This is a genomic window from Priestia sp. YIM B13489, from assembly GCF_042787645.1.
GTDB classification, from domain to species: domain Bacteria; phylum Bacillota; class Bacilli; order Bacillales; family Bacillaceae_H; genus Priestia; species Priestia megaterium.
This window is the reverse complement of record NZ_JBHZOQ010000053.1, coordinates 3772344-3795105: the sequence shown is the minus strand read 5'-3', so window position 1 is coordinate 3795105 and position 22762 is coordinate 3772344. Positions and strand designations below refer to the sequence as shown.

20 protein-coding genes and 1 tRNA gene are annotated in these 22762 nt (G+C 39.3%); 13 read left to right on the top strand and 8 right to left on the bottom strand.

Features of this window, described 5'->3' with window-relative positions; translation table 11 throughout:
* Window positions 1-15: 15 nt before the first annotated feature.
* From ACFX4W_RS25410 to ACFX4W_RS25400, 3 genes are all read left to right on the top strand, one after another.
* Window positions 16-369: a cupin domain-containing protein gene (locus ACFX4W_RS25410; RefSeq protein ID WP_028410967.1), complete on the top strand. Its 354-nt coding sequence runs from the start codon at window positions 16-18 to the stop codon at window positions 367-369.
* A gap of 406 nt (window positions 370-775) precedes the next feature.
* Complete coding sequence (gene ltaS, locus ACFX4W_RS25405; RefSeq protein WP_043978351.1) at window positions 776-2698, top strand: lipoteichoic acid synthase; 1923 nt, start codon at window positions 776-778, stop codon at window positions 2696-2698.
* Window positions 2699-2785: 87 nt separating this feature from the next.
* A complete protein-coding gene (locus ACFX4W_RS25400) occupies window positions 2786-3754 on the top strand; it encodes an LCP family protein (protein WP_043978731.1) in 969 nt (322 codons plus the stop codon).
* Window positions 3755-3791: 37 nt separating this feature from the next.
* On the opposite strand, the gene ACFX4W_RS25395 is transcribed toward ACFX4W_RS25400, so the two are convergent.
* Window positions 3792-4373: a YitT family protein gene (locus tag ACFX4W_RS25395; protein ID WP_043978354.1), complete on the bottom strand. Its 582-nt coding sequence runs from the start codon at window positions 4371-4373 to the stop codon at window positions 3792-3794.
* Window positions 4374-4573: 200 nt separating this feature from the next.
* Between ACFX4W_RS25395 and ACFX4W_RS25390 the strand changes: the two genes are divergently transcribed.
* Entirely contained in the window at window positions 4574-5071 is a 498-nt protein-coding gene (locus ACFX4W_RS25390) for a GNAT family N-acetyltransferase (RefSeq protein WP_043978356.1), read from the top strand.
* A 26-nt stretch (window positions 5072-5097) separates the two neighbouring features.
* Here ACFX4W_RS25390 and ACFX4W_RS25385 read toward each other — a convergent pair whose 3' ends face one another.
* Entirely contained in the window at window positions 5098-5811 is a 714-nt protein-coding gene (locus ACFX4W_RS25385) for a YoaK family protein (protein WP_013058628.1), read from the bottom strand.
* 123 nt (window positions 5812-5934) lie between these two features.
* Window positions 5935-7977, bottom strand: coding sequence for a catalase (locus ACFX4W_RS25380; protein WP_043978360.1), 2043 nt, complete (start codon window positions 7975-7977; stop codon window positions 5935-5937).
* 172 nt (window positions 7978-8149) lie between these two features.
* Between ACFX4W_RS25380 and ACFX4W_RS25375 the strand changes: the two genes are divergently transcribed.
* Window positions 8150-9121, top strand: coding sequence for an NAD(P)H-dependent flavin oxidoreductase (locus ACFX4W_RS25375; protein ID WP_043978362.1), 972 nt, complete (start codon window positions 8150-8152; stop codon window positions 9119-9121).
* A 70-nt stretch (window positions 9122-9191) separates the two neighbouring features.
* Complete coding sequence (locus tag ACFX4W_RS25370) at window positions 9192-9587, top strand: hypothetical protein (protein WP_043978365.1); 396 nt, start codon at window positions 9192-9194, stop codon at window positions 9585-9587.
* A gap of 27 nt (window positions 9588-9614) precedes the next feature.
* Here ACFX4W_RS25370 and ACFX4W_RS25365 read toward each other — a convergent pair whose 3' ends face one another.
* Window positions 9615-10967, bottom strand: coding sequence for a cation:dicarboxylate symporter family transporter (locus ACFX4W_RS25365; RefSeq protein ID WP_043978367.1), 1353 nt, complete (start codon window positions 10965-10967; stop codon window positions 9615-9617).
* A 232-nt stretch (window positions 10968-11199) separates the two neighbouring features.
* Window positions 11200-11964, bottom strand: a complete 765-nt coding sequence (locus tag ACFX4W_RS25360; RefSeq protein ID WP_043978369.1) for a sulfite exporter TauE/SafE family protein — start codon at window positions 11962-11964, stop codon at window positions 11200-11202.
* Window positions 11965-12235: 271 nt separating this feature from the next.
* Between ACFX4W_RS25360 and ACFX4W_RS25355 the strand changes: the two genes are divergently transcribed.
* Window positions 12236-13510: an ATP-binding protein gene (locus ACFX4W_RS25355; RefSeq protein WP_043978372.1), complete on the top strand. Its 1275-nt coding sequence runs from the start codon at window positions 12236-12238 to the stop codon at window positions 13508-13510.
* A gap of 164 nt (window positions 13511-13674) precedes the next feature.
* On the opposite strand, the gene ACFX4W_RS25350 is transcribed toward ACFX4W_RS25355, so the two are convergent.
* A complete protein-coding gene (locus ACFX4W_RS25350) occupies window positions 13675-14577 on the bottom strand; it encodes a TetR/AcrR family transcriptional regulator (protein WP_043978374.1) in 903 nt (300 codons plus the stop codon).
* A 265-nt stretch (window positions 14578-14842) separates the two neighbouring features.
* On the opposite strand from ACFX4W_RS25350, the gene ACFX4W_RS25345 reads away from it, so the two are divergent.
* Window positions 14843-16366: a DHA2 family efflux MFS transporter permease subunit gene (locus tag ACFX4W_RS25345; protein ID WP_043978376.1), complete on the top strand. Its 1524-nt coding sequence runs from the start codon at window positions 14843-14845 to the stop codon at window positions 16364-16366.
* A 34-nt stretch (window positions 16367-16400) separates the two neighbouring features.
* Here the strand turns inward: ACFX4W_RS25345 and ACFX4W_RS25340 are convergent, their stop codons facing one another.
* The gene (locus ACFX4W_RS25340; protein ID WP_043978378.1) at window positions 16401-17453 is read right to left on the bottom strand and encodes an aromatic ring-hydroxylating oxygenase subunit alpha; all 1053 of its coding nucleotides are present in this window, start codon (window positions 17451-17453) and stop codon (window positions 16401-16403) included.
* A 210-nt stretch (window positions 17454-17663) separates the two neighbouring features.
* Here ACFX4W_RS25340 and ACFX4W_RS25335 point away from each other — a divergent pair.
* The 5 genes from ACFX4W_RS25335 (at window position 17664) to ACFX4W_RS25315 (ending at window position 22214) form a co-directional block, all read left to right on the top strand.
* Window positions 17664-17736 (top strand) — tRNA-Thr (locus ACFX4W_RS25335).
* 267 nt (window positions 17737-18003) lie between these two features.
* Window positions 18004-18954 (top strand): ABC transporter ATP-binding protein, encoded by a 951-nt coding sequence (locus ACFX4W_RS25330; protein WP_014458647.1) that lies wholly within the window; start codon window positions 18004-18006, stop codon window positions 18952-18954.
* Window positions 18954-20477, top strand: a complete 1524-nt coding sequence (locus ACFX4W_RS25325; RefSeq protein ID WP_043978380.1) for an ABC transporter permease/substrate-binding protein — start codon at window positions 18954-18956, stop codon at window positions 20475-20477. Before ACFX4W_RS25330 ends, ACFX4W_RS25325 begins: the two co-directional genes overlap by 1 nt.
* A 331-nt stretch (window positions 20478-20808) precedes the next feature.
* The gene (locus ACFX4W_RS25320; protein ID WP_162214851.1) at window positions 20809-21555 is read left to right on the top strand and encodes a YwaF family protein; all 747 of its coding nucleotides are present in this window, start codon (window positions 20809-20811) and stop codon (window positions 21553-21555) included.
* 140 nt (window positions 21556-21695) lie between these two features.
* Entirely contained in the window at window positions 21696-22214 is a 519-nt protein-coding gene (locus ACFX4W_RS25315) for an NAD(P)H-dependent oxidoreductase (RefSeq protein ID WP_028410982.1), read from the top strand.
* Window positions 22215-22242: 28 nt separating this feature from the next.
* On the opposite strand, the gene ACFX4W_RS25310 is transcribed toward ACFX4W_RS25315, so the two are convergent.
* Window positions 22243-22608: a hypothetical protein gene (locus tag ACFX4W_RS25310; protein ID WP_014458652.1), complete on the bottom strand. Its 366-nt coding sequence runs from the start codon at window positions 22606-22608 to the stop codon at window positions 22243-22245.
* Window positions 22609-22762 lie beyond the last annotated feature (154 nt).

Genomic DNA, 22762 nt, shown 5'->3' with positions numbered 1-22762 from the left:
AAAGGGGAGCTAGTCATGAAAGTCAGTAAGCAAAACGCAGAACACTACGTGTGGGGAGGAAAATGCGATGGGTGGCACCTAGTGAAAAATAAAGACGTAAGTATTATTCATGAGCGCATGCCTCCTCATACGAAAGAGGTAAGGCATTATCACACGAGAGCACAGCAATTTTTCTTTGTGCTAAAAGGAACAGCTGCTCTAGAAGTAGACGGAATTATTTATGATGTAAAAGCACATGAAGGAATAGAAGTGCTTCCGTCCATTCTTCATCAAATGATGAATCGTTCGAGCGAAGAGATTGAGTTTCTAGTTATTTCACAGCCCTTTGCACACGGAGACCGCATAGCTGTTGATGAAGATAAAGACTAAGCATAGATCAGTCTATTTTTACTAGTCCTAACAGCAAGCGAAGAATAACGTCCAGTACAATAGTACCTTTTCATTCAGTATGTGAAATATTATGCCTAATAAAATAAAAATACTTTTATTGCAGAGCAGAAATGTGGTAAATTAATATGTATGCAATATAGGGAGAACAAAATTTACAAATTAACAATTGTGTAATATTAACATCACGATAAAAAATAAGAGATTACAAGTTGAAATGTAAATTTTGTAGATGACTAAAAAAAGAGATGAAGATGATATTGTTTGACAAATTGAATCATTTTCAGGTAATCTTTTGCAGGACGTAACCGTTACGATTTAATGTAGGGGACTTTCCTGAGGTTAGCTGAACATGAAATCTCTACTTTTTAGTGAAAGGAATTTGAAAATGAAAAAACTATTTTCAAAGCCGTTGTTTTACTTTTTTATAGCGGTTTTATTCATGTGGATCAAGTCTTACATGTCTTACAAAGTGGAGTTCAACTTAGATATAAGTGACTCAATGCAAAAAACGTTATTGTTTATTAATCCAATTAGTTCAACTTTGATCTTTTTAGGGTTAGCATTGTTTGCAAAAGGGAAAAGAGCCATCGTTTGGACGCTTATCCTTAGTACAATCATGACGGTCATTTTGTACAGCAATATTTTATATTATCGATTCTTCAATGACTTTGTGACATTGCCTACTTTAACGCAAACAAGCAATGCGGGTCATTTAGGAGGCAGTATCGCTGATTTAGTAAAAGCTCACGATATTTTTTACTTTGTAGATATCGTTTTACTGATTGCGCTATTGTTTGTTAGAAAAATCGAATGGCCAAAAGCACGCCTTAAATTCCGCTATACGTTCATGGTACTAGCGGCAGGAGCTATCGCTTTTGCAATTAACTTGCACTATGCTGAAAAAGATCGCCCTGAATTACTAACAAGAACATTTGATCGCAACTACCTAGTGAAATATTTAGGAGCATACAACTACACGGTGTATGATGCAGTTCAAACGTTTAAAAACTCAAAGCAGCGAGCATTCGCAAGCAGTGATGACTTAACAACAGTGAAAAACTTCAGTACAAGTCACTATGCAGCTCCAAATATTGAGTATGCCGGTAAAGCAAAAGGAAAAAACATTATTAAAATTCATCTAGAATCATTTCAGTCGTTCCTGATTAACTACAAGTTAAACGGGCAAGAAGTAACGCCGTTTTTAAACTCATTAGCAAATGGAAATGAATTTATGTATTTTGATAACTTCTTCCATCAAACAGGACAAGGTAAAACAGCTGATGCAGAGCTTATGATGGATACATCATTATACGGCTTGCCTCAAGGATCAGCATTTAGCTTAAAAGGCCGCAACACGTACCAAGCAGCACCAGCGATCTTAGATCAAAAGGGCGGCTATACAAGTGCCGTTTTACACGGAGACTATAAAACGTTCTGGAACCGTAATGAAATTTATAAACAGTTCGGTGTGGATAAATTCTTTGACGCAAGTTATTACAATATGACTGGTGATAACAAAGTAAACTATGGATTAAAAGATAAGCCATTCTTCAAAGAATCTATGCCAATGCTACAGTCATTGAAGCAGCCTTTCTATGCGCATATGATTACATTAACAAACCATTTCCCATTTGTCCTTGATAAAGGCGATGCTAGCATTGAGCCGGCAAACACAGGAGATGGAACGGTAGACCGTTATTTCCAAACGGCTCGTTATTTGGATGAATCACTGCAAGAATTCTTTACAGAGCTAAAAGCTTCAGGCTTATATGACAACTCAGTTATTATGATTTACGGTGACCACTACGGTATTTCTGAAAATCATAACAAAGCAATGGAAAAAGTTCTTGGCGAGAAAATTACGCCATATAAAAACGCTCAGCTTCAACGCGTACCGTTCTTCCTTCACGTACCAGGCGTAAAAGGTGGAGTGAACCATACGTACGGCGGTGAAATTGACGTAGTACCTACGCTTCTTCACTTAGTGGGAATTGATAGTAAAGAGTATGTTCAATTCGGTACAGATTTATTATCAAAAGACCATGATCAGGTAGTAGCATTTAGAAACGGTGATTATGTTTCTCCGAAATACACGTCAATTGACGGCAAGTATTACGATACAAACACGGGAGAAAGAATCACAGCAACAGACGAAGCGAAAGCTTATAAAAAGAAAGTTGGAAGAGAGCTAGAACTTTCTGATAAAGTGTTATACGGTGATTTATTACGATTTAATAAATTAGATGACTTTAAACCGGTCGATCCATCAAAATACATGTATGGAAAAGACCAAGAAACAGAAAAGTAATGTAAGCTTTCACACCATACAATCCAAACAAGCAAGTAGAGGAGCTTTTTAAAAGCTTAGCTACTTGCTTGTTTTATGAGAACTTCATTGAAAAAGAAAGCTGGTGACAGAAACGTGGAGCGAACAAGACGCAAAAGAAGAAGAAGAGTTCGATGGGGCAGAGTGTTCTTTGCTTTGTTGTTTCTTTTTATTATCGTTGGAGGCATATACAGCTATTTCCAATATAAGCAAGGGCTATCGATGGCAAGCGATGGTAAATTTGCGGATGACGGCACGACATTTGAACAGTTTCAAGGCAGTCTCCCAAATAACGGAGAAGTAAATATGCTGCTGTTAGGAAGTGACTCGCGCGGGGAAAAGCATTCTCGTACAGACTCTATTTTAATTGCTCACTACGATTCTAAAAGCAAACACCCGAAAATTGTTTCCCTTATGAGGGATATGTATGTGGATATTCCAGGACACGGCAAGCAAAAGCTGAATGCTGCTTACGCGTTCGGAGGTCCTGAGCTGCTGCGTAAAACGATCAAACAAAATTTTGATATCGATATTAACTATTATGCAGTTGTGGACTTCGAAGGGTTTTCAAAAATTGTAGATACGATTGCACCTGATGGCATTAAAGTAACCGTGCCTCACGACATGTCTTCAGGAATTGGTATGACGCTTCACAAAGGTACCCAAGTTTTACACGGTGAACAACTGCTTGGCTATGTACGTTTTCGTCATGATAACATGAGTGATTTTGGACGCGTTCAACGCCAGCAAGAAGTCGTTTTAAAGCTTAAAGATGAAGTAGCAAGCCTAAACAGCGTGTTTAAAATACCGAAGCTTCTCGGCGTAATGGATCCTTATATCGATACAAATTTAGATACAAAAAGTATGATGCTTCTCGCTAAAGATGTGGTAACAGGAAACATGAAAGATGTTCAAAGCCTGCGACTGCCGTTAGACGGATCGTTTGAAAACAAAACGTATAGCGGTGTTGGTATGGTGCTTGCTATTGATTTAGATAAAAATAAAGAAGCGCTGCAAGAATTTTTAAATGACAAATAAAGAAAAGCCTCGAGATGAATGTCTCGAGGCTTTTTCCCTATACATAGACGATGATGCGTTTGAAAGATGTAATTAAACTGGTCACTATACCGGAGCATACAACAATGAATAATGAATAAATAGCTGTATCGTTTTGAAGCAGTAAAATACCTGAAATAATAATAGATGCGTCAATTACTAAAATAATGATGCCAGGATTTAAAGATAACCATTTCGCAAGTATCAGAGAAAATAAGTCGACCCCGCCTTGACTTGCGTGCTGCCGGAGCATGATGCCGGTTCCGATTCCGTTAAAAACACCTCCAAGGCAAGCGCTTAAGATAATGGGAAGGTGAAAAATCCCATGAAGCGGAAACAGCAAATCAATCATCACGGCTGAGAGAACCATGCCATAGATAGCATTTAAAAAATAAGAGCGGTTAAAACCTAGAGCGAGAAGGTAAATAGGGAAGTTTAAGCAAAAAATCATCACGCCTACTTTATAGCCAAGTAAATAATTAAGAATTAAGCTAATTCCCGTAATGCCTCCTGTTACAAGCTGAAGCGGAAGAATAAAAACGTTAATTCCAATACTAACAAACACACTGCCAATTCCAATTGCAATTAATTTTTTATACATGCTGTCTCATCCTTGTCTTTGAATCTCTTTATATGTATATGAAGACAAGCAGAGTTTCAGCACAAAGACCGCTTCAGAAACCATAATGAACGGATTAAATATATGCAAAGGAAGCTGTTTTAAAATGCAAATGTGTTGCATAAACATGTTTCACCATAGACAATAAGAACTAATGAAGAAGGTAAATGGAGGAGAAAAAATTGATCGTTCGAAAAGCTAGAGAAGAAGAAACATCATCTATTGAAACAGTGACGCTTGCTGCTTATGAGCAATATGCAGCTGTAAAATCAGAAGCACACTGGAAAAGATATCGAAAGGGAATTTTACATACCCTGAGTGAAGAAAAGAAATTTGAGTGCATTGTAGCTGAAATCGATGGAGAAATGGCAGGAAGCGTTTTGTTTTATCCGCCGAATACGGATGTATACGGAGGGTTGTTAAAGCCATTTCCATGGGCCGAAATTCGTCTGCTGGCAGTTGCTCCGACGCATCGCCGAAAAGGAGTCGCCAACGCGCTTCTTGAAGCGTGTGAAAAAAAATCTCGGGAGCTAGGGTGTTCTTATTTAGGTTTACATACAGATCATTCAATGGAACATGCCATTAAGCTGTACACTAAAAGAGGTTACGTTCGCTTTCCTGATAACGATTTTTATCCGGTAAAAGATTTGCATGTTATGGCATTTAGAAAATCAGTTTAATAAAAAAGCCTTTGAAATCAATGATTTCAAAGGCTTTTTTGAGATTCTGAATTTAAAATGACAAAAGCGAGAAAAAGAATAGCAGAAGCTAGCCAAACTGCTTTTGTCCCCAGGGTGAAAGTAGAAATAGAACCTAACAATGCCCCGCTCAAAAAAGAGAGGATAATGGCGGTAAAACGAAGGCACTGATAAGCAGCGTTTTCATCGCGTTTGAATATAGCATAGTATGCTGCTTGAGAAGCAGTACGAAGGTTTCCGGTCGTCATGGTTGTATTATATGACCATTTTATCAAAGTTCTAAATGAAGAAACTTGAAGAGCAGCAACAAATGAAATTGTTACTGTAACCAACATATTAGGAACACTAGACGGTAAAAAACCAACGATAATGAGTACGACAATTTCTAAAAGCAATACGATACGAGAAGTATCAGGGAGTACAGATACAAATCGCGGCTGCTTAAATGTTTCGGTTACAGCAACACCTAGGATAAAGGCTACAATAGGGGGGATATGAAGAAAAGCTTCTGTCCATTGACCTTGCGCTGCCTTTACACCTAATAAGACGATATTTCCACTTTGTGCATTTGCGAATACTCCGTTTCTGCTTATATACGTATAAGCATCAAGAAAACCTCCCACAATAGCTAACAAAATTCCAAGAATAACTGAATTTGCCGTTGCAGCTTTTTTGAATCGTTTCGTTAATTGTAAAAAGTAAGATGATTTATTTGTGAGCATGTCTTCTTTCTGCCTCCTGAAAATCTAAGGTGCATTATCTAGTATAAGCAAAAGAGAAACTTTTCTTCAATTACTGTGATTTCATAGAAAAAAGATAGGGGAGGTCCCTATCTTTTTTGTAAGTTATATAACGTGACGATTCCAGTGGCGGTGAGCTGAAATAGCTTCAATAAATTCATCTGTAAAGCGTGTAGTTTCTCCAGTTACGACACCGGGACTGCTATCTAAACCAGCAGCTTTTAGCCACTTAACACCTTCATCCGTCGCGCCAATTGGTTTAAAATGCTCGAATGCTTCTTGAGCAAATGTCAGTGCTTCTTTACGAAACTTCTCATCAGCCGACGCGCTTCCGACAACATAAACCGCATCGAATAAAACAGAATCACTTGTTAAGAACGTGTGCTGTACTTCAAGTTCTGACCCGTCTGTTCCTTTTACGTTTTTGAGGGTTGTGCTTACAATTTCAGGCTGAATGCCCTGTTGTTTTAAATTGTTTAACACCTGTGGTAGGTCACTGCTAAAGTCATTAGCTGCAATGACAGCTACTTTACGCGTATTCGGCTTTTTAATCGTCTGTTCCTGACTAAGAGCCGGAGATGACTTGGTCATTGGCGCGTCTTCTCCTGATGGAGGCGTTGCACCAATCGCTTGTGCTACTTGTCTAGCTAGCACTGTACTGACGTTGGCAAACATATCAACGACCTGCTGCTGAACAGACTTGCTTTTCACTTTTCCAAGCTCAAAGCTGAAAGCACTGATAATATGCTCTTTTTCAGTGTCGCTCATGCTATTCCAAAATAGCGTTGCCTGTGAAAAGTGGTCTTTAAAACTTTCGCTTCGGCTTCGAACTTTTCTTCCTTCCACTTTTTCTTGATAGTGAGCATAACCGCCCTCTGACTCTGGTACAGGAGCCGGGGTATTGGCTGCAAGAGAGTTTCTGTGATAGCTGACAGGCCCTTTGTTAATCGTTTGACGTCCGTAACCGTCTCGTTGATTGTTATGAAACGGGCATACTGGACGGTTGATTGGAAGTTCGTGAAAATTCGGACCGCCAAGACGAATAAGCTGGGTATCCGTGTATGAAAACAATCTTCCTTGTAAGAGAGGATCATTGGAAAAATCAATTCCCGGTACCACATGTCCCGGATGGAATGCGACTTGTTCCGTTTCGGCAAATACGTTGTCTACATTTCGATTTAAGGTCATTTTTCCAACCAATTTGACGGGAATGTCTTCTTCAGGCCAAAGCTTAGTTGGATCGAGAATGTCAAAGTCGAATTTAAATTCATCTTCCTCATCTATAATTTGAATACCTAGCTCATATTCAGGATAGTCTCCGTTTTCAATCGATTCCCATAAATCGCGGCGATGAAAATCCGGGTCTTTCCCAGAAATTGTTTGAGCCTCGTCCCAAACAAGGGAATGCGTTCCGAGCACAGGCTTCCAGTGAAATTTGACAAAATGAGCTTTTCCTTCTGCATTAACTAAGCGAAAAGTATGTACGCCGAAGCCTTCCATCATACGCAAACTGCGTGGAATTGCACGGTCTGACATTGACCACATGACCATGTGAGCAGACTCTTGGTTATTGGCGACAAAATCCCAAAACGTATCGTGTGCTGAAGCCGCCTGCGGCATTTCGTTGTGAGGCTCAGGCTTAACAGCGTGAATTAAATCCGGAAATTTAATCGCATCTTGGATAAAGAACACGGGAATGTTATTTCCAACTAAGTCATAGTTTCCTTCTTCTGTATAAAATTTTGTTGCAAAACCACGGGCGTCGCGCACCGTTTCAGCTGAACCTTTAGAACCTGCTACAGTAGAAAAACGGACAAATACAGGTGTTTTTACAGATGGATTCTGTAAAAATTTAGCTTTTGTATATTCACTGAGAGAGTCATACAGTTCAAATTCTCCGTGAGCAGCGAATCCTCGTGCATGAACGATGCGTTCAGGAATGCGCTCGTGGTCAAAATGCGTCATTTTTTCACGGAAATGAAAGTCTTCCATAAGAGTTGGACCACGTTCACCTGCTTTTAAAGAAAATTCATCTTCGGAAAGCTTTAACCCTTGATTGGTTGTGAGCGCTTGGTTTCGATCATCTGTTTTAAACTGCTCGAGCTGTTCTTGCTTGCTTTTTTCATTTACAGAGTGCTTTTTTGTCATACCTGTCTTCCTCCTTGATCTTCAGTTAATAATCATTACAAAATGTGTACCCTATCAAAAGTTGAAGCAAACAGAAATGTTGGAATTTTTTCGTAGGAAATCCGTTATTTTCTTGTTATGATTATGAATAAGTATTCATAAATAAGAAAATAAAAGGAGAGGGGATACATAGATGAAAACACGGGTAACAGATTTATTAGGAATTCAATATCCAATTGTACAAGGAGGTCTGGCTTATTTAGCGTACGCAGAACTTGCTGCTGCTGTCTCAAATGCAGGAGGGCTTGGACAAATTACAGCTATGACGCTCCGAACACCTGAGAAACTTCGAGCTGAAATTAAGAAAGTACGTTCTTTAACTGAGCGTCCTTTTGGCGTTAATTTTGCTGTTGGAGGTCAAACAGAAGGTTCTTATAAAGAACTTCTCGACGTAGCAGTAGAAGAAGGTGTGCCGGTTGTTTCCATAACAGGAGCAAATCCCGCACCTATTTTTGAGAGATTAAAAGGAACAGGAATTAAAACGCTCGTGCTGGTAGCCAACGTGCGTCAAGCTCAAAAAGCTGAGAAGTTAGGAGCAGATGCTGTCATGGCAGTGGGGCAAGAAGCAGGAGGACATATCGGACGTGAGGATCTCGGGACAATGGTACTAATTCCTCGAGTAGCTGCGGCTGTGTCAATTCCGGTCCTGGCCAGCGGAGGGATTGGAAACGGCCAAGGATTATTGGCGGCGTTATCATTAGGCGCTGAAGGAATTGAAATGGGAACACGTTTTATCGCGACAAAAGAATGTGTAGATGCCCACGATGCGTATAAACAAGCTATTGTAGAAGCAAAAGAAACCGATACTGTGGTTATTAAACGTTCGTTCGGAGCACCTGGACGCGTATTGAAGTCCCACTACACTCTTGACATTATCGAGCGTGAGCAGCAAGGAGAGAGGTACGAAGAGTTAAAAGACGTCATTAGCGGAGGGGCAAACTGCCGGTATATTTATGAAAATAAAATCGATGAAGGCTATGGATGGGCAGGCCAAGTCGTTGGACTGATTGATAGTATCCCAACGGTGCAAGAGCTTTTTGACAGTATGATAGAAGAAGCAGAAGCTGGTTCTAAACGACTGCTGAGTATAGTGGAAAAGAAGTAGAGATACAAGCCGTCATACTGCAGCAATTATTCGCATATTTATAATCTATATCTCTAAATGAGGTGAGAGAATGAAAAGGATGCGAGCATTTGCTATTATGACGTTTTTAGTAGTAGGTTCAGGGTATGCAGTTTTTACTAAAAAAGAAGAAGTTTTCAAGACTCAGCAAGCACAAGTGTACGAAGAAGCAAAGCCTGTTATTAAACAAATGGACAAACTGGATATTTGGCATAAAATCAGCAGCGGTTTAACTGAAGCGGGCTATGAATCAAAGGGCGTGAATTCTTCCCTTTACTCAAAAGACAGAGTAGAAATGGATGTGTATATGGAGCCTTCCGTTTCAGCTGATGCCAAAACACAAGAAACGATTAAACAAATCGTATATAAAATACTCGAAGAAAATAAGTTTCAGCAAAAGGCCTTTCATGTAACAATTAAATTCCTGCCCGAAAAACAAGCAAAATAGACTTGTCTCGGCCAGGAACTTTTTTTGTTAAAATGCTTTTTCATTGACAGCTGGAATACTGTCTGGGAGAGAAATTTCAGCATTTTTGGGCTGATATGCAATTTTTCCGTCCAGCACATCATTTGCTTTTTGTAAATCTAATAAATTTTCCCATCGTGCGATAATAAAAGCAGCTACCGCATAACCAATAATATTAACTGTGGTCCGGTAATTACCCATAAAGCGATCAGGAGCGAGCATCAGAGCAACGGCTGCTACTGGAATGGATCCGGTTGCTGCTGCGGTAGCAGAGAGAGCAACAAAAGCTGATCCTGGAATACCAGCCATTCCTTTAGACGTAAGAAGAAGAACACCAAGCATTAAAAGCTGATCAGTGAGACTCAAATCCACGCCTGTTGCTTGCGCTAAAAAGACGAGGGCAAGAGACAAGTAAATGGAAGCACCGTCTAGATTAAACGAATAGCCCGTAGGCACAACCAGGCCCACGACTGCTTTGTTGCATCCTGCTTGTTCGAATTTATCCATGAGCTGCGGCATAACAGCTTCAGTGGAACCCGTAGCAAATGCCAGCATAATTTCTTCTCGTATATATAGAATGACTTTCCACAAACTTAATTTTAAATAGATTCGTAAAATAACAGCTAAAACAAGAACAAATGCTAGACAGGCAATTGTCATAGCGATAAATAGCTTTCCGAATGCAGCAAGTGTTCCAAGACCGTACTGACTAACTGCGAATGCCATGGCACTAAAGGTGGCAAGAGCCGTTAATTTCATAATGTATCCCATAATTTTAAACAACACATCATTTACTTTTTCCAATACATTTAAAAGGGTCTCTGCTGTTTTTCCACCTATATGAACAAGCGCGATGCCAAACAAACAAGAAATTAAAAGCACTTGAAGCATGGAGTTGCTTGAAAAAGCACCAACTGCACTGTCTGGAATCATATTAAGAAAAAAATCACCTTCACTCGGAAGTTCGGAGCCGTTTGTCTTCGCGTCCACTTCGCTTGTGCTTAAGCTTGAAGGATCAACATTCATACCGGTGCCGGGGTTCATTACGTTTGCTACTAATAGACCGATTAATAGAGCGAATGTTGTGACAATTTCGAAGTAAAGAATGGTTTTTCCGCCGATACGCCCAACTGTTTTAATGTTTCCAACCTTGGCAATTCCAACAACGACTACTCCAAAAATAAGAGGAGCAATCAGCATTTTGATAAGCTTAATAAAACCGTCTCCAATCGGTTTCACAGCATTTCCAAAGCTTGGCCATAGATATCCTACGGCTATGCCAAGTACAATTGCCATCATAATTTGAAAGAAAAGACCTTTATAAAAAGGTTTTTGCTTACTTTTTGCTGCTGTTTGTGTCATGTGTTCTCCCTTCGTCGTACAATTTTTTGGATATCACAACAGATGTTATGTTTTTTTACATTTTAACGTAAGGTTGTTTGAGGTGTCATTGGTCTCTTTGACTAAAATTCAATAAAAATATTAGTTGAAGTGTATAAGAAGGGAAGGGAAGTGGTTTAAAACATTATTATTTTTAATGTAGATCTTTAAAAAAACTAATAAAAGCACATGCAATGGCATGTGCTTTTATTTGTTAAATTAATTTAATTCCGCTAATTAGAATGATGGTTGCCATAATGGCTTGAAGCGGTCTTGAAGGCACTTTCGTTGATAAACGGCTTCCGATTAACACACCTGGAATAGATCCAATTAATAGGTTAGCAGTCAACATGTAATCCACGCTTCCAAAGCTTGCATTTAAAATACCAGCCACCGTAACGAGAAGAAACGCATGTGCAATATCAGTTCCAACCAGCTCAGATGTTTTTAGCTTAAATAAGTACAGCATCGCAATCGCAAATAATGAGCCTGAGCCAATTGATGTTAGTCCGACAATGAATCCAAAGACTACGCCAATTCCGATTGTTAATCCTTTTTTCTGATTTAAGTCCATTTCCTGAAATCGGTTGGGACGAATTAATTTATCAAAAAAGACGCGAAAGATAATTGAAATGGCAACCAGCGTCATGACATATCCAAGAGCGTGCTTAATAATCGTTTCTTGATGCTCGTGAAAAGATGGAAATGCATGAAGTGTGACAATAGCCAGCACAGCGCTCGGAATACTTCCGAAGGCTAAATATTTTGCTAATTTAAAGTTAATGGTTCGCTGTTTGTAGTGCTGAGCGACTCCGAATAATTTTGTGATAGAATTGTAGACAAGATCTGTTCCTACGGCAATGGAAGGGTTAATGCCGAGTACAATCAGTAAAGGTGTTAATAAAGCGGCACCTCCAACCCCAGTTAAGCCTACAAGGGTTCCAACGAATAATCCCATTAAGGTAATTGATAGTTCCATATTTCGTCCTCCTACTCTCAAAACCAAGTACATTGATCTGATTATAGAGCATTGTAACTCATATGTAAATAAAATTCTGAATATTTTTAGTGAAGTTGAAAAGGTTTTCTTAGCCTTCACTATTTTAGGGAACGGACGATAAAGTCATAGGAAGTTATAAAAAAGTAAATAGAATACGTTTATTTATCTATGATTACGCTCTAATTTGTGTTACAAATGTAAATGCAATAAAAGAGTTTATTTTTATCTCATTTGAAAGACCGGTGAATGCATGAGTTTTGTCACGAAAGATTTGTTAATTAATTTTTTATTTATTTTATTGGCGCTGTTTTTAGTGCAGATGTTTTATTTAATCAAGTATGCTAAAAAAATTCATTGGTGGAAAGATCGTTATATCGCAGTATTTCCGATTTTAGCTATTACCTTTTGCCTTTTGTTTCCGGTTAACGGAGCTTATGTCCCGGATGACTATCGGATGGATCTACGAAGAATTCCTTATATTTTAGGAACGTTATATGGAGGCTGGCCGCTAGGAAGCTTGCTTTTTGTCTTTATTTTACTGCTGCGCTTGCTAATTGGCGGGTACGATGTAGGCTTTTTATCAACACTAATTTCTCTTCCGATTTTATCCATTCCTTTATTTTTCATAACAAAATACTTTTTGCATTTCTCATTAAAAAATAGAATTATCGTGAGCACCTGTCTTAGTCTGATCGGTTCTTTATTAGCTATGCTTGTATCTATTTTTGTCTTGCACGTAACAAGCATTCCTATTAGCGTGTGGGTTCAATTCGCGATTTTAGATGTAGCAGGCATGTTTGTAATTACCATACTGTGGGAAGCGATACGGGCAAATTTACTAGTGCTGCAGCGCCTGATGAAAGCAGAGAAACTAGAAATTGTCAGTCATTTAGCTGCCAGCATCTCTCATGAGGTGCGAAATCCTCTAACGGCAAGCAGAGGATTTATGCAAATGCTGCAAGAAGATGAAAAAGAACCTGCTAAAAAACGCTACATTTCCATTGCGATTAATGAACTAGATCGTGCAAAAGAAATCATTGATGATTACTTGCTGTTTGCCAATTCTGCTCCGGAACGAAATGAAAAAATGAATATTTCAGAAGAGATTCATCATGTCACCCATATTATGACGCCTCTTGCCAATATGAATGGAGTCGCTATTGATTTTACATTTGATGAAGAAGTGAAGTTCTGCGTAATGGGAGAAAGAAGAAAGCTTCAGCAGTGCCTAATCAATTTATTTAAAAATAGTATTGAAGCCATGCAAAATGGAGGCACGTTAACCGTTAAAGTAACAAAAGAAGGCGAAGCTGTTATTGTGGATATTATCGATACAGGCTGCGGTATGACGCAAGAACAAATCAACCGGTTAGGCGAACCGTATTTTACAACAAAAGAAAAAGGTACGGGGCTTGGAACGATGGTATCTTTCAGCATTATTCATTATATGAAGGGAAAAGTGAGTGTGTCTAGCACAAAAGGAAAAGAAACGTGTTTTTCACTTCAATTTCCACTTTGTGAATAAAGAGGTCGGGACAAAAGTTATTTAGTTGAAGGAAAATCCGAATGCGTTTGATTCTTGAGGGAGAATCAAACGCATTCGGATTTTTTCATTGGCAGGGTAAATGTAGATTTCATCTATTTATTCGTCTGTGAATTTTATGGATTTAGTTATGTTTTACTCTCTTTTTAATGACGTTCACTCACATACTGATCAATCATCGTTTGCAGTTCCTCTAGGGTCGTTTTACCGTTGTTAACAGACAGCTGCTTTAACGATTGAAGGGCACTATCTACAACAAACTTCCGGGGATTGGACTGTTTAAACAGCTCTTCTTCAATAAAACTAATAAGCTCTGTGCATTTTTGACGTTCGAATTCATCAGTAAATTGTTTGTGAACCTGTTTTTTTAAATCGATAAGTGCTGCAGAAATGTCCTGTTCTATTTGATTTTTAGTATTTGGGCAAGATGGAAGCCATTCTTTAATCGTTTGCGGATCGAGCAAAATGTCTCCTGAATTTGCTACTTCGTCTACAAGAGGAAGCAGGCGCTTGACACTGTAGCTTATGATCTCATGGGGGTCAGTATTTGTGCCGTTAACCATAAAATTATAGTGAAAGTTGCGATGAAGCATGCCAAGAAACATAATTGCACAATCTAGCAGGTACGGTTTCTTTTCTTGTCCAAATAAATCAATGAACCGCTTGTAAACCCAGTTTACTTCAACAAACTGGGTTTTTTTTATGTATGCTTTTAAATCAGGATCATTGGAAACAAATACTTCTTCAAGTAATGTGAAAAATTTATGTTTATGATGGTTTTTCATCTGTGCATCAATCTGTTTAACAAATACATCTACATCGGTCAGGCTTTTACCAACCAGCAGCTGATTTCGCTCTTGTTCAATTGTTGTATGAAGCCAGGTAAAAACAGCGATTAATAATTCATTTTTTGAAGAAAAATAGTTGTAGAATGTTCCTTTTGAAATGCCGCTATAATCAATGATGTCTTGAATAGATGTAGCTTGAAATCCTTTTTCAACGAAGAGATGGTGTGCATTTTTTACAACTTGCTGTTTTCGGTTATTCATTATTATCACCTAAATATAAAATTAGACTCATGGTCCAACTTTATGATACATGATTTAAAGCGTTTACACAAATGTTCTTTTCAAAAAAATAGACGATATCACGACAATGTATTGATATAAAAGGATTATAGGACTGAAAAAGTCGGTAAAATAAAGAACATGAACGCAAGATTTTTCACTTGCATAAATTGAACTCACAGTATAATATACTCTATGTAGAACATGTGTCTAAAAAAATGAACTTGAAGTATAAGGAGGTACAATAATGAGTCAATCGATAAATCAAATGGAAAAGCCCTCTTATGGCATAATTGCTATTTTGTTAATTGGCGCTTTTATTTCATTGTTGAATGAAACGTTATTAAATGTGGCGCTTCCGTCTATTATGAAAGACTTAGATGTGACAACGTCAACTGTCCAGTGGCTTTCTACTGGTTATATGTTAGTGAATGGTATTATGATTCCAACTACCGCTTTTTTAATTCAGCGCTATTCTGTCAGAGGCTTATTTTTAACGGCTATGACTTTATTTACAGCGGGAACAATACTTGCGGGTGCTTCGCCCGTATTTTCGGTCTTGTTAACCGCTCGTATTATTCAAGCATCAGGCGCAGCCATTATGATGCCGCTTTTAATGAACGTATTGCTCACAAGTTTCCCATTAGAAAAACGCGGAGCTGCGATGGGGATTTTCGGTTTAGTTATGATTTTTGCTCCGGCAATTGGCCCTACCTTATCAGGATGGCTAATTGAACACTATGAGTGGAGAATGCTGTTCCACCTTGTTACGCCAATCGCGGCAATTGTATTAATAGGCGCTTTCTTCCTATTAAAAGACAAAAAAGAAAAAGTGGAAATCAATCTGGATTTCCTATCGCTTGTGTTATCTACAATTGGATTTGGGGGACTTCTATACGGATTTAGCTCAGCAGGGGATAAAGGCTGGGATTCTGTGGAAGTATACGGCACCATTATCGTAGGAGCCGTTGCGCTGATTTTATTTATTACGCGTCAGTTCAAGCTTAAAACACCTATGCTTGAATTCCGCATTTTTAAATATCCAATGTTTGCTTTATCATCAACGATTTCAATGGTGATTACAATGGCATTATTCTCAGCCATGCTGCTAATGCCAATTTATGTTCAAACGGTACGAGGCATTTCTCCGCTTCACTCAGGATTACTAATGCTTCCGGGTGCGCTACTCATGGGTGTGATGTCTCCGATTACCGGAAAATTATTTGATAAATTCGGAGCGCGTGCACTGGCTGTAACGGGTCTAACGATTACAGCCGTTACGACGTATTTCTTCAGTAACTTAGAGCTTGATACGACATATACAACGCTCATTACGCTTTACACGCTTCGCATGTTCGGAATGTCTATGGTGATGATGCCGGTTATGACAAACGGATTAAATCAGCTGCCGCAGCGCTTTAATCCGCATGGTACTGCGATGAATAACACGCTTCAACAAGTATCGGGAGCTATTGGTTCGGCTCTTTTAGTAACGGTGATGTCAAATCGTACAGCTACGCATGCAAAAGAGCTTGCTCAAGATGCAATGAGCGGAGCAGGAGCAGCGAATGCAACGGCAGCCGGGGCAGCTCAAATGAAAGAACAAATTGGGATGCAGGCAATGGTACAAGGAATTAACGATGCGTTTGCCGTCTCAGTAGTACTAGTGGTGGTTGCTTTAATTCTTTCATTGTTTATGAAACGCGCCACGCCGGCAAGTGAAGATGAAGTGATAAAGGAAAAAGCAGGACGCGAGCAGTTTGCTAAATAAAAAAGAAATCCCCGCTGAAACAGCGGGGATTTCTTTAGCTTGTATATCTAAAGCTTAAGCCCATTTTCTTTAATAATTTCCGGTAGCCGATGGACGTTTGATCAGCCATAATATGCGCTTCCATCTGCAGGTCTAAAGGCAAGTCTTCAGGCTTTTGGTTTTCAACCATTTCACGGTCTTCGTCAAAGACGCGAAGGTTAAAGTCATACACACCTTCAACGGGAGAATCTTTGTCAAAGTTTCGAGCGATTGGTGCGAATAAACGTGTTTCGCGGGCTGAAATAGGAGAGACTGCATTCATAATCCACAGTTCTGCGCCTTCTGGGAAGTATACTTTTAGCGTAGCTGTAAACGGCGGATAAACATCAAAGACGCGAAGCCATTTAAAATCAGGTGGATTTAAATGCTGCTGTTCTTTGGAATAATTGCTCACGGTGCTCGTATATTCTACATGAAGCCCATACTCTGTATCGCTTACTTTATATTTAGGCACAAAGGCGTTGTTTCGATCACCAAATGTGTCTGTGTGAACCCAAGCAAAATGAGCTACGTCTAAAAAGCCTTCCATTTGACGACCGGCCGAACCCATGATATCAAAGCTCGGACAAACAATTTGCTGAAAATCAGGGTCCTCCCACGCATCGAAGTAAGGCAGGTTATCTTGTTCTCCTGTCAGGGAAGTCCATACTAATCCAAATCGTTCAATAACTGGATAGACGGCCATACACAAGCGGGGAGAAATATTGGCATCAGGGTGAGCTGGAATCGACGTGCATGCACCGTCCGTTGCATAGCGGAAGCCGTGGTAAGGACAGACAATTTCATCATCTTCCACCCAGCCCATGCTAAGAGGGGTGCCTCGGTGAACGCATAAATCACGAGCCGCCACTACTTTGTGTGTGGTACGGTATAGAACTAGATTTACATCTAGCAGTTTTACGGACGTTGGTTTCTCTGTTACATCACTGCAGCGTGCGACGGGGTACCAATACTTAGCGAGCGTCGTCCAATCTTCCAGGCTGAACGTGCAGTCTCTTGGGTAGGGAGTTGCCGTTTTTGGTTTGGTCATGGTTGGTTGTTGTTCCATCTATTTTCTTCCCTTCTTTTGTAAGCTCTTTTACTAAGGGTAATATAAAAAAAGAAAATTCACACAATTTATGTAAGGAGTTCTAACATGAAATATGGAACTTTGTAGAAAGTGCGAATTTCAGAAGACGTAAATTAGAGAATATACCAATAAAAAAATTTAAAAAAGCGCTTCCTAAATAAATTTAAACGTGATATAATTTTCCAAGACGCTGGTGTAGCTCAGTAGGTAGAGCACTTGCATGGTAAGCAAGAGGTCGCAGGTTCGATCCCTGTCGCTAGCATACTAAAAAACCTTCTTTCTTGTTGAAAGAAGGTTTTTTTTTATTTGTGTCGGCTTTAAAATTATTCTCCGAATTATTCTTTCCCTCCTTGTGAAAACTTTAACAGTTTGATAGCCTTATTAGGAGATTGTGAGAAAATATGCGTATCTTTTCCCCTGTGTCTTATGAATCATATTTAGAAATATTCTTAAAAGAATGTTTATTGCCTCTAAATATTGGGTACACGGAACTAGGGGTTAAATTTCAACAGGGAGTGTGAACGATAATTTGATTACGTTTAAGAATGTGTCAAAGCAATATCCAGACGGTACGACCGCCGTGAAAAATATTAATCTAGAAATTAAAGAAGGAGAGTTTTTCGTTTTAATTGGTCCGAGTGGGTGTGGGAAAACAACCACCTTAAAAATGATTAACCGTCTTCATGATATTACCGAAGGAGAACTATACATAAAAGATAAGCTCGTATCGGACCACAACATCCATGAGCTACGCTGGAACATTGGTTATGTTCTGCAGCAGATTGCTCTTTTTCCTCATATGACCATCGCTGAAAATATAGCCATTGTACCCGAGATGAAGCATTGGAAGAAAAACAAAATCAAAACGCGCATTGATGAACTGCTTACCTTGGTAGGACTAGACCCAAAGCAGTATCGAAACCGAAAGCCGTCTGAGCTCTCAGGTGGCCAGCAGCAACGTGTAGGTGTAGCACGTGCCCTCGCAGCTGATCCCCCCGTTATTTTAATGGACGAACCCTTTAGTGCCCTCGATCCGTTAAGCCGCGAACAGCTTCAGCAAGATGTTATTAGCTTAAAAGAAAAAATCAAAAAAACATTTGTGTTTGTTACGCACGATATGAGCGAAGCGATGACGCTTGGAGATCGTATCTGCCTGATGAAAGATGGAGAAATTGTTCAAGTTGGAACCCCGGAGGAATTCATCCAAAAGCCTAAAAATGAATTTGTAAAAACATTTATTGGAAATCAAGGCAATGCTTTATTTGAGACATTGGATATGTTTGTCAAAGAAAGTGAACAGCCAGACGTAGAACCTACTGAAGAGTTAGCTTCAACCGCCACTGTTCAGCAGGCAATGGACGCCCTTTACGACCATGAAGCAATAGCCGTGAAAAAAGGGAGCAAACGTATTGGCGTTGTAACGCGCAAAACTCTATTAGCGTTTCTTTCTGATAAAACGAAAGAAGGAGGAACGCTGTAATGAATGCACTAAGCACATTATTAGATCAACGAGGAGATGCACTGTTTCAAGCTCTTCTTGAACACATTCAAATTTCAGTACTGGCTCTTGTTATCGCCGTATTAATTTCAGTGCCGCTCGGACTGTACTTAACGAGGCATGACCGTATTGCTGAACCAATCATTGGCGTAACAGCCGTACTGCAAACCATTCCTTCACTCGCTTTATTAGGATTACTGATTCCTCTTGTCGGAATTGGAACCTTTCCCGCGGTTATTGCACTGTTTTTATATTCGCTTCTTCCTATTGTACGAAATACATATACCGGAATTAAAGAAGTGGACCCATCTTTAATTGAAGCATCCAAAGCCATGGGGATGAACTCGTGGAGACGATTAATTAAAGTAGAACTTCCTCTAGCACTTCCTGTCATTATGGCCGGAATTCGCACAGCGATGGTACTCATTATTGGCACAGCGACAATCGTGGCTCTTATCGGAGCGGGCGGACTCGGAAGCTTAATTTTGCTTGGTATTGACCGAAGCGATAATAGTTTGATTTTATTAGGAGCCATTCCAGCAGCATTATTAGCGCTTATTTTTGATGGAATTCTGCGAACGATTGAACACTCAGCTAAAAAAGGGTCCAAAAAACGCTCGTTTATTATGATCATCGTATTAATACTTATTCTTGTTTCTCCGTTTGCAGCGATGAGCGCAACAAAACCAGACCTTGTTATCGGAGGGAAAATTGGTGCAGAACAAGACATTTTAATTAATATGTACAAAGAATTAATTGAAGATCAAACCGATATGAAAGTAAATCTTCGTTCGTCGCTTGGGAAAACGGTATTTGTATTTGAGGCTCTGCGTAACAAGGAAATTGATTTGTACCCTGAATATACGGGTACAGCCATTGTGACGCATCTAAAGGAACAGCCGGACAGCAAAGATGAAACAGAGGTGTACAAGCAGGCAAAAGAAGGATTTCAAAAGAAATTCGGCCTTGTCTATTTAGATCCAATGAAGTTTAATAATACGTACACATTAACCGTAACAAAGGAATTTGCCAAAGAAAATAATCTAACAACTATTTCAGATTTGGCAAATGCAACAGATAAAGTAAAAGCAGGGTTTACGCTTGAGTTTAAAGATCGTGAAGACGGCTATGTAGGCGTTCAAAAAGAATATGGTCTTACCTTCCCGAATATTAAAACGATGGAGCCGAAGCTTCGCTATCGCGCTGTAGAAAAAGGCGATATTAACATGCTTGATGCTTACGCAACGGACCCTGAAATCAAACAGTTTGGTTTAAAAGTCTTAAAAGACGATCAGCAGTTCTTCCCTCCGTATCAAGGAGCGCCTGTGCTTCGTGAAGATACGCTAAAAGAGCACCCTGAACTGAAAAAAATCTTAAATCAACTGGGCGGTAAAATCAGTGATGACGAAATGCGTGAAATGAACTATCAAGTAAATGCGAAAGGAAAAACAGCTGAAGAAGTTGCTCATCAATTCTTAGTGAAAAAAGGATTAATTAAAGAGTAAAAACGAAGAAAAAAGTTAGGACAACAGTATGTTAGTTGAAAGAAGATCCGAATGATGAATCGTTCGGATCTTTTTATTTTAGTTGTTTCTAGCAGTTGATTGGAGGGCAACGCGAAGACTCCCGCGGAAAGAGAAGTCTTGCATGGAAATCAACTGAGGTGCAAGAAGTGATTCATGCTCGATTATTTACTCCATTCGTCCATCTTTAGATTGGCGTGATTTCGTTATGTCTCAATCTCTTTTTAATGCGAGAGAAGCATTAATGAAAATGAGGTCTTATGAACAAGCTAAAGGTACCAAATTTGTTTTCTGATGGAAGGAAGGCGCTTTTATGAATTCATTTTTTACGTGTCATCCTGTACAACATTCCTTTCAGCTTTTTTCAGTTGAACATCTTGTAACTTTAGCTATTATCGTGATCATAGGAGCATTTATTTTTTTGTGTCGAAAGCATCTGGGAAAAAAGAGGTTTGTGTTCATTTTGCTTTCACTCATTCTAATTGCTTCAGAAACAGCCTACCAGGCTTGGGAAATCGGATGTCATCGGTGGTCTGCTGAAACTTCCTTGCCTCTTCAGCTCAGTGATATAGTCGTGCTGCTGGCTGCTGTTATGCTGATAACCAAAAACAGGTTTCTTTTTTATTTTGTGTACTTCGCAGGAATCAGCAGCTCTGTTCAAGCGATGATTACCCCGGACCTTGGCGGCTATGCGTATGCCCAGTTTCGCTATGTGCAGTTTTATGTATCGCATGGCGGTGTGGTACTTGCTTGCTGTATGCTAATTGCTGTTTGCAGATATGAGCCGACGTTTCGTTCTTTGTGGGTAAGCGTAGTATTTGTTAATCTGTACGGGGGGGTTATCTATGTCATGAATCGTTTACTCCATGCGAATTATTTATACATGATGAAAAAGCCAGAGCACGCTTCCTTGCTGGATGTTCTTGGACCTCATCCTTGGTATTTAGTATGGATTGAAGGAATCATGATTCTTAGCTTTCTTGTCCTTTATCTGCCGTTTTGGGTACATAAAAAAATTAAAGGTGATAAAAGCAAAGTCAATTTTGTTGAAGCAAAATGATAATACTGGTAGTTTATAAGTGTAAACTAACTCGGATTTCTTGAAGGAAAAGGAAAGAATTACTGAACGAGCCGTGAGAGGCAAGCGTAAAAAATAGAAAAGAAAAAAGCAAGCACAGACATCAGAAGGAGAGTATCAAAATGAAAACACTGGTTATTTTAGCACATCCAAACTTAGCATCTTCTCGTATTAATAAAGCGTGGGCAGAGCGAGTAAAAAAAGAAGAGAATGTGTACGTTCATGATTTATACGCAAACTATCCCGATTTCAAAATTGATGTAGAAAAAGAGCAGGAGTTAGCTGTTCAATTCGATCGTATTGTTTTTCAATTTCCATTTTACTGGTACAGCTCACCAGCACTCTTAAAAGAGTGGCAAGATGTTGTCTTAACATACGGATGGGCTTATGGAAGCAAAGGTACTAAACTTCAGGGAAAAGAGTTTGTCGTAGCTACTTCAACAGGAGGCCCTGCAGAAGCTTATCAAGAAGGGGGATACAACCGTTACCCAATGAATCATCTGCTTCTTCCGTTTCAAGCTACGGCAAATTTAACAGGCATGAAGTTCCAAACGCCATTTTTATTTCAAGGAGCAGGCGGTGAGCTGAGCGACAAAGTCATTCAAGATAGTGCTGAAAGCTACGCTCAATTACTAAGGTAATAAAAAAAAGCCGCGTTAACGCGGCTTTTTAATTTACATTTGTTCGTGAAAAAGAAGTAAGCAGCTTTTGAGGAGCAATATCTAATCCTTCAATGAGTAATCCTGTCATAGCAGTTAGACTCCCGACTTCAAATGATTCCCCGGCTCTCCAAAATGCGGATTCACCTTGTTTGATATAAATTTTCAGTCCGTTATCGCCAGCTACCCAGCCTTCCCCGTGAACGACTAATAGAAGCTGTGGAATCGTAGCTTCTTGACGGGGAGTATAATCATTTTCTTGAAAAGATAAAAAGCTAATTTTGACATCTCCAGTATGAGAAAGCAATGGATTCACTTTATAGGTAGAATGAAGAAAGGAACGCTCTTCTTCAGATTGAAAACCATATAATTTCATACGTTCATCTCCTTGAATCAAAAATATAAAAAAGAAGTCCTTCTCCTTTCATATACGCATGTAGTAGAAAAAATAGAACTTCAAAGAAATAGCTGTTTCCTGGAAAATAGCTTCATTTTTTGTCGAAGCTCAAATTTTTTTGAAGGATAGGGAG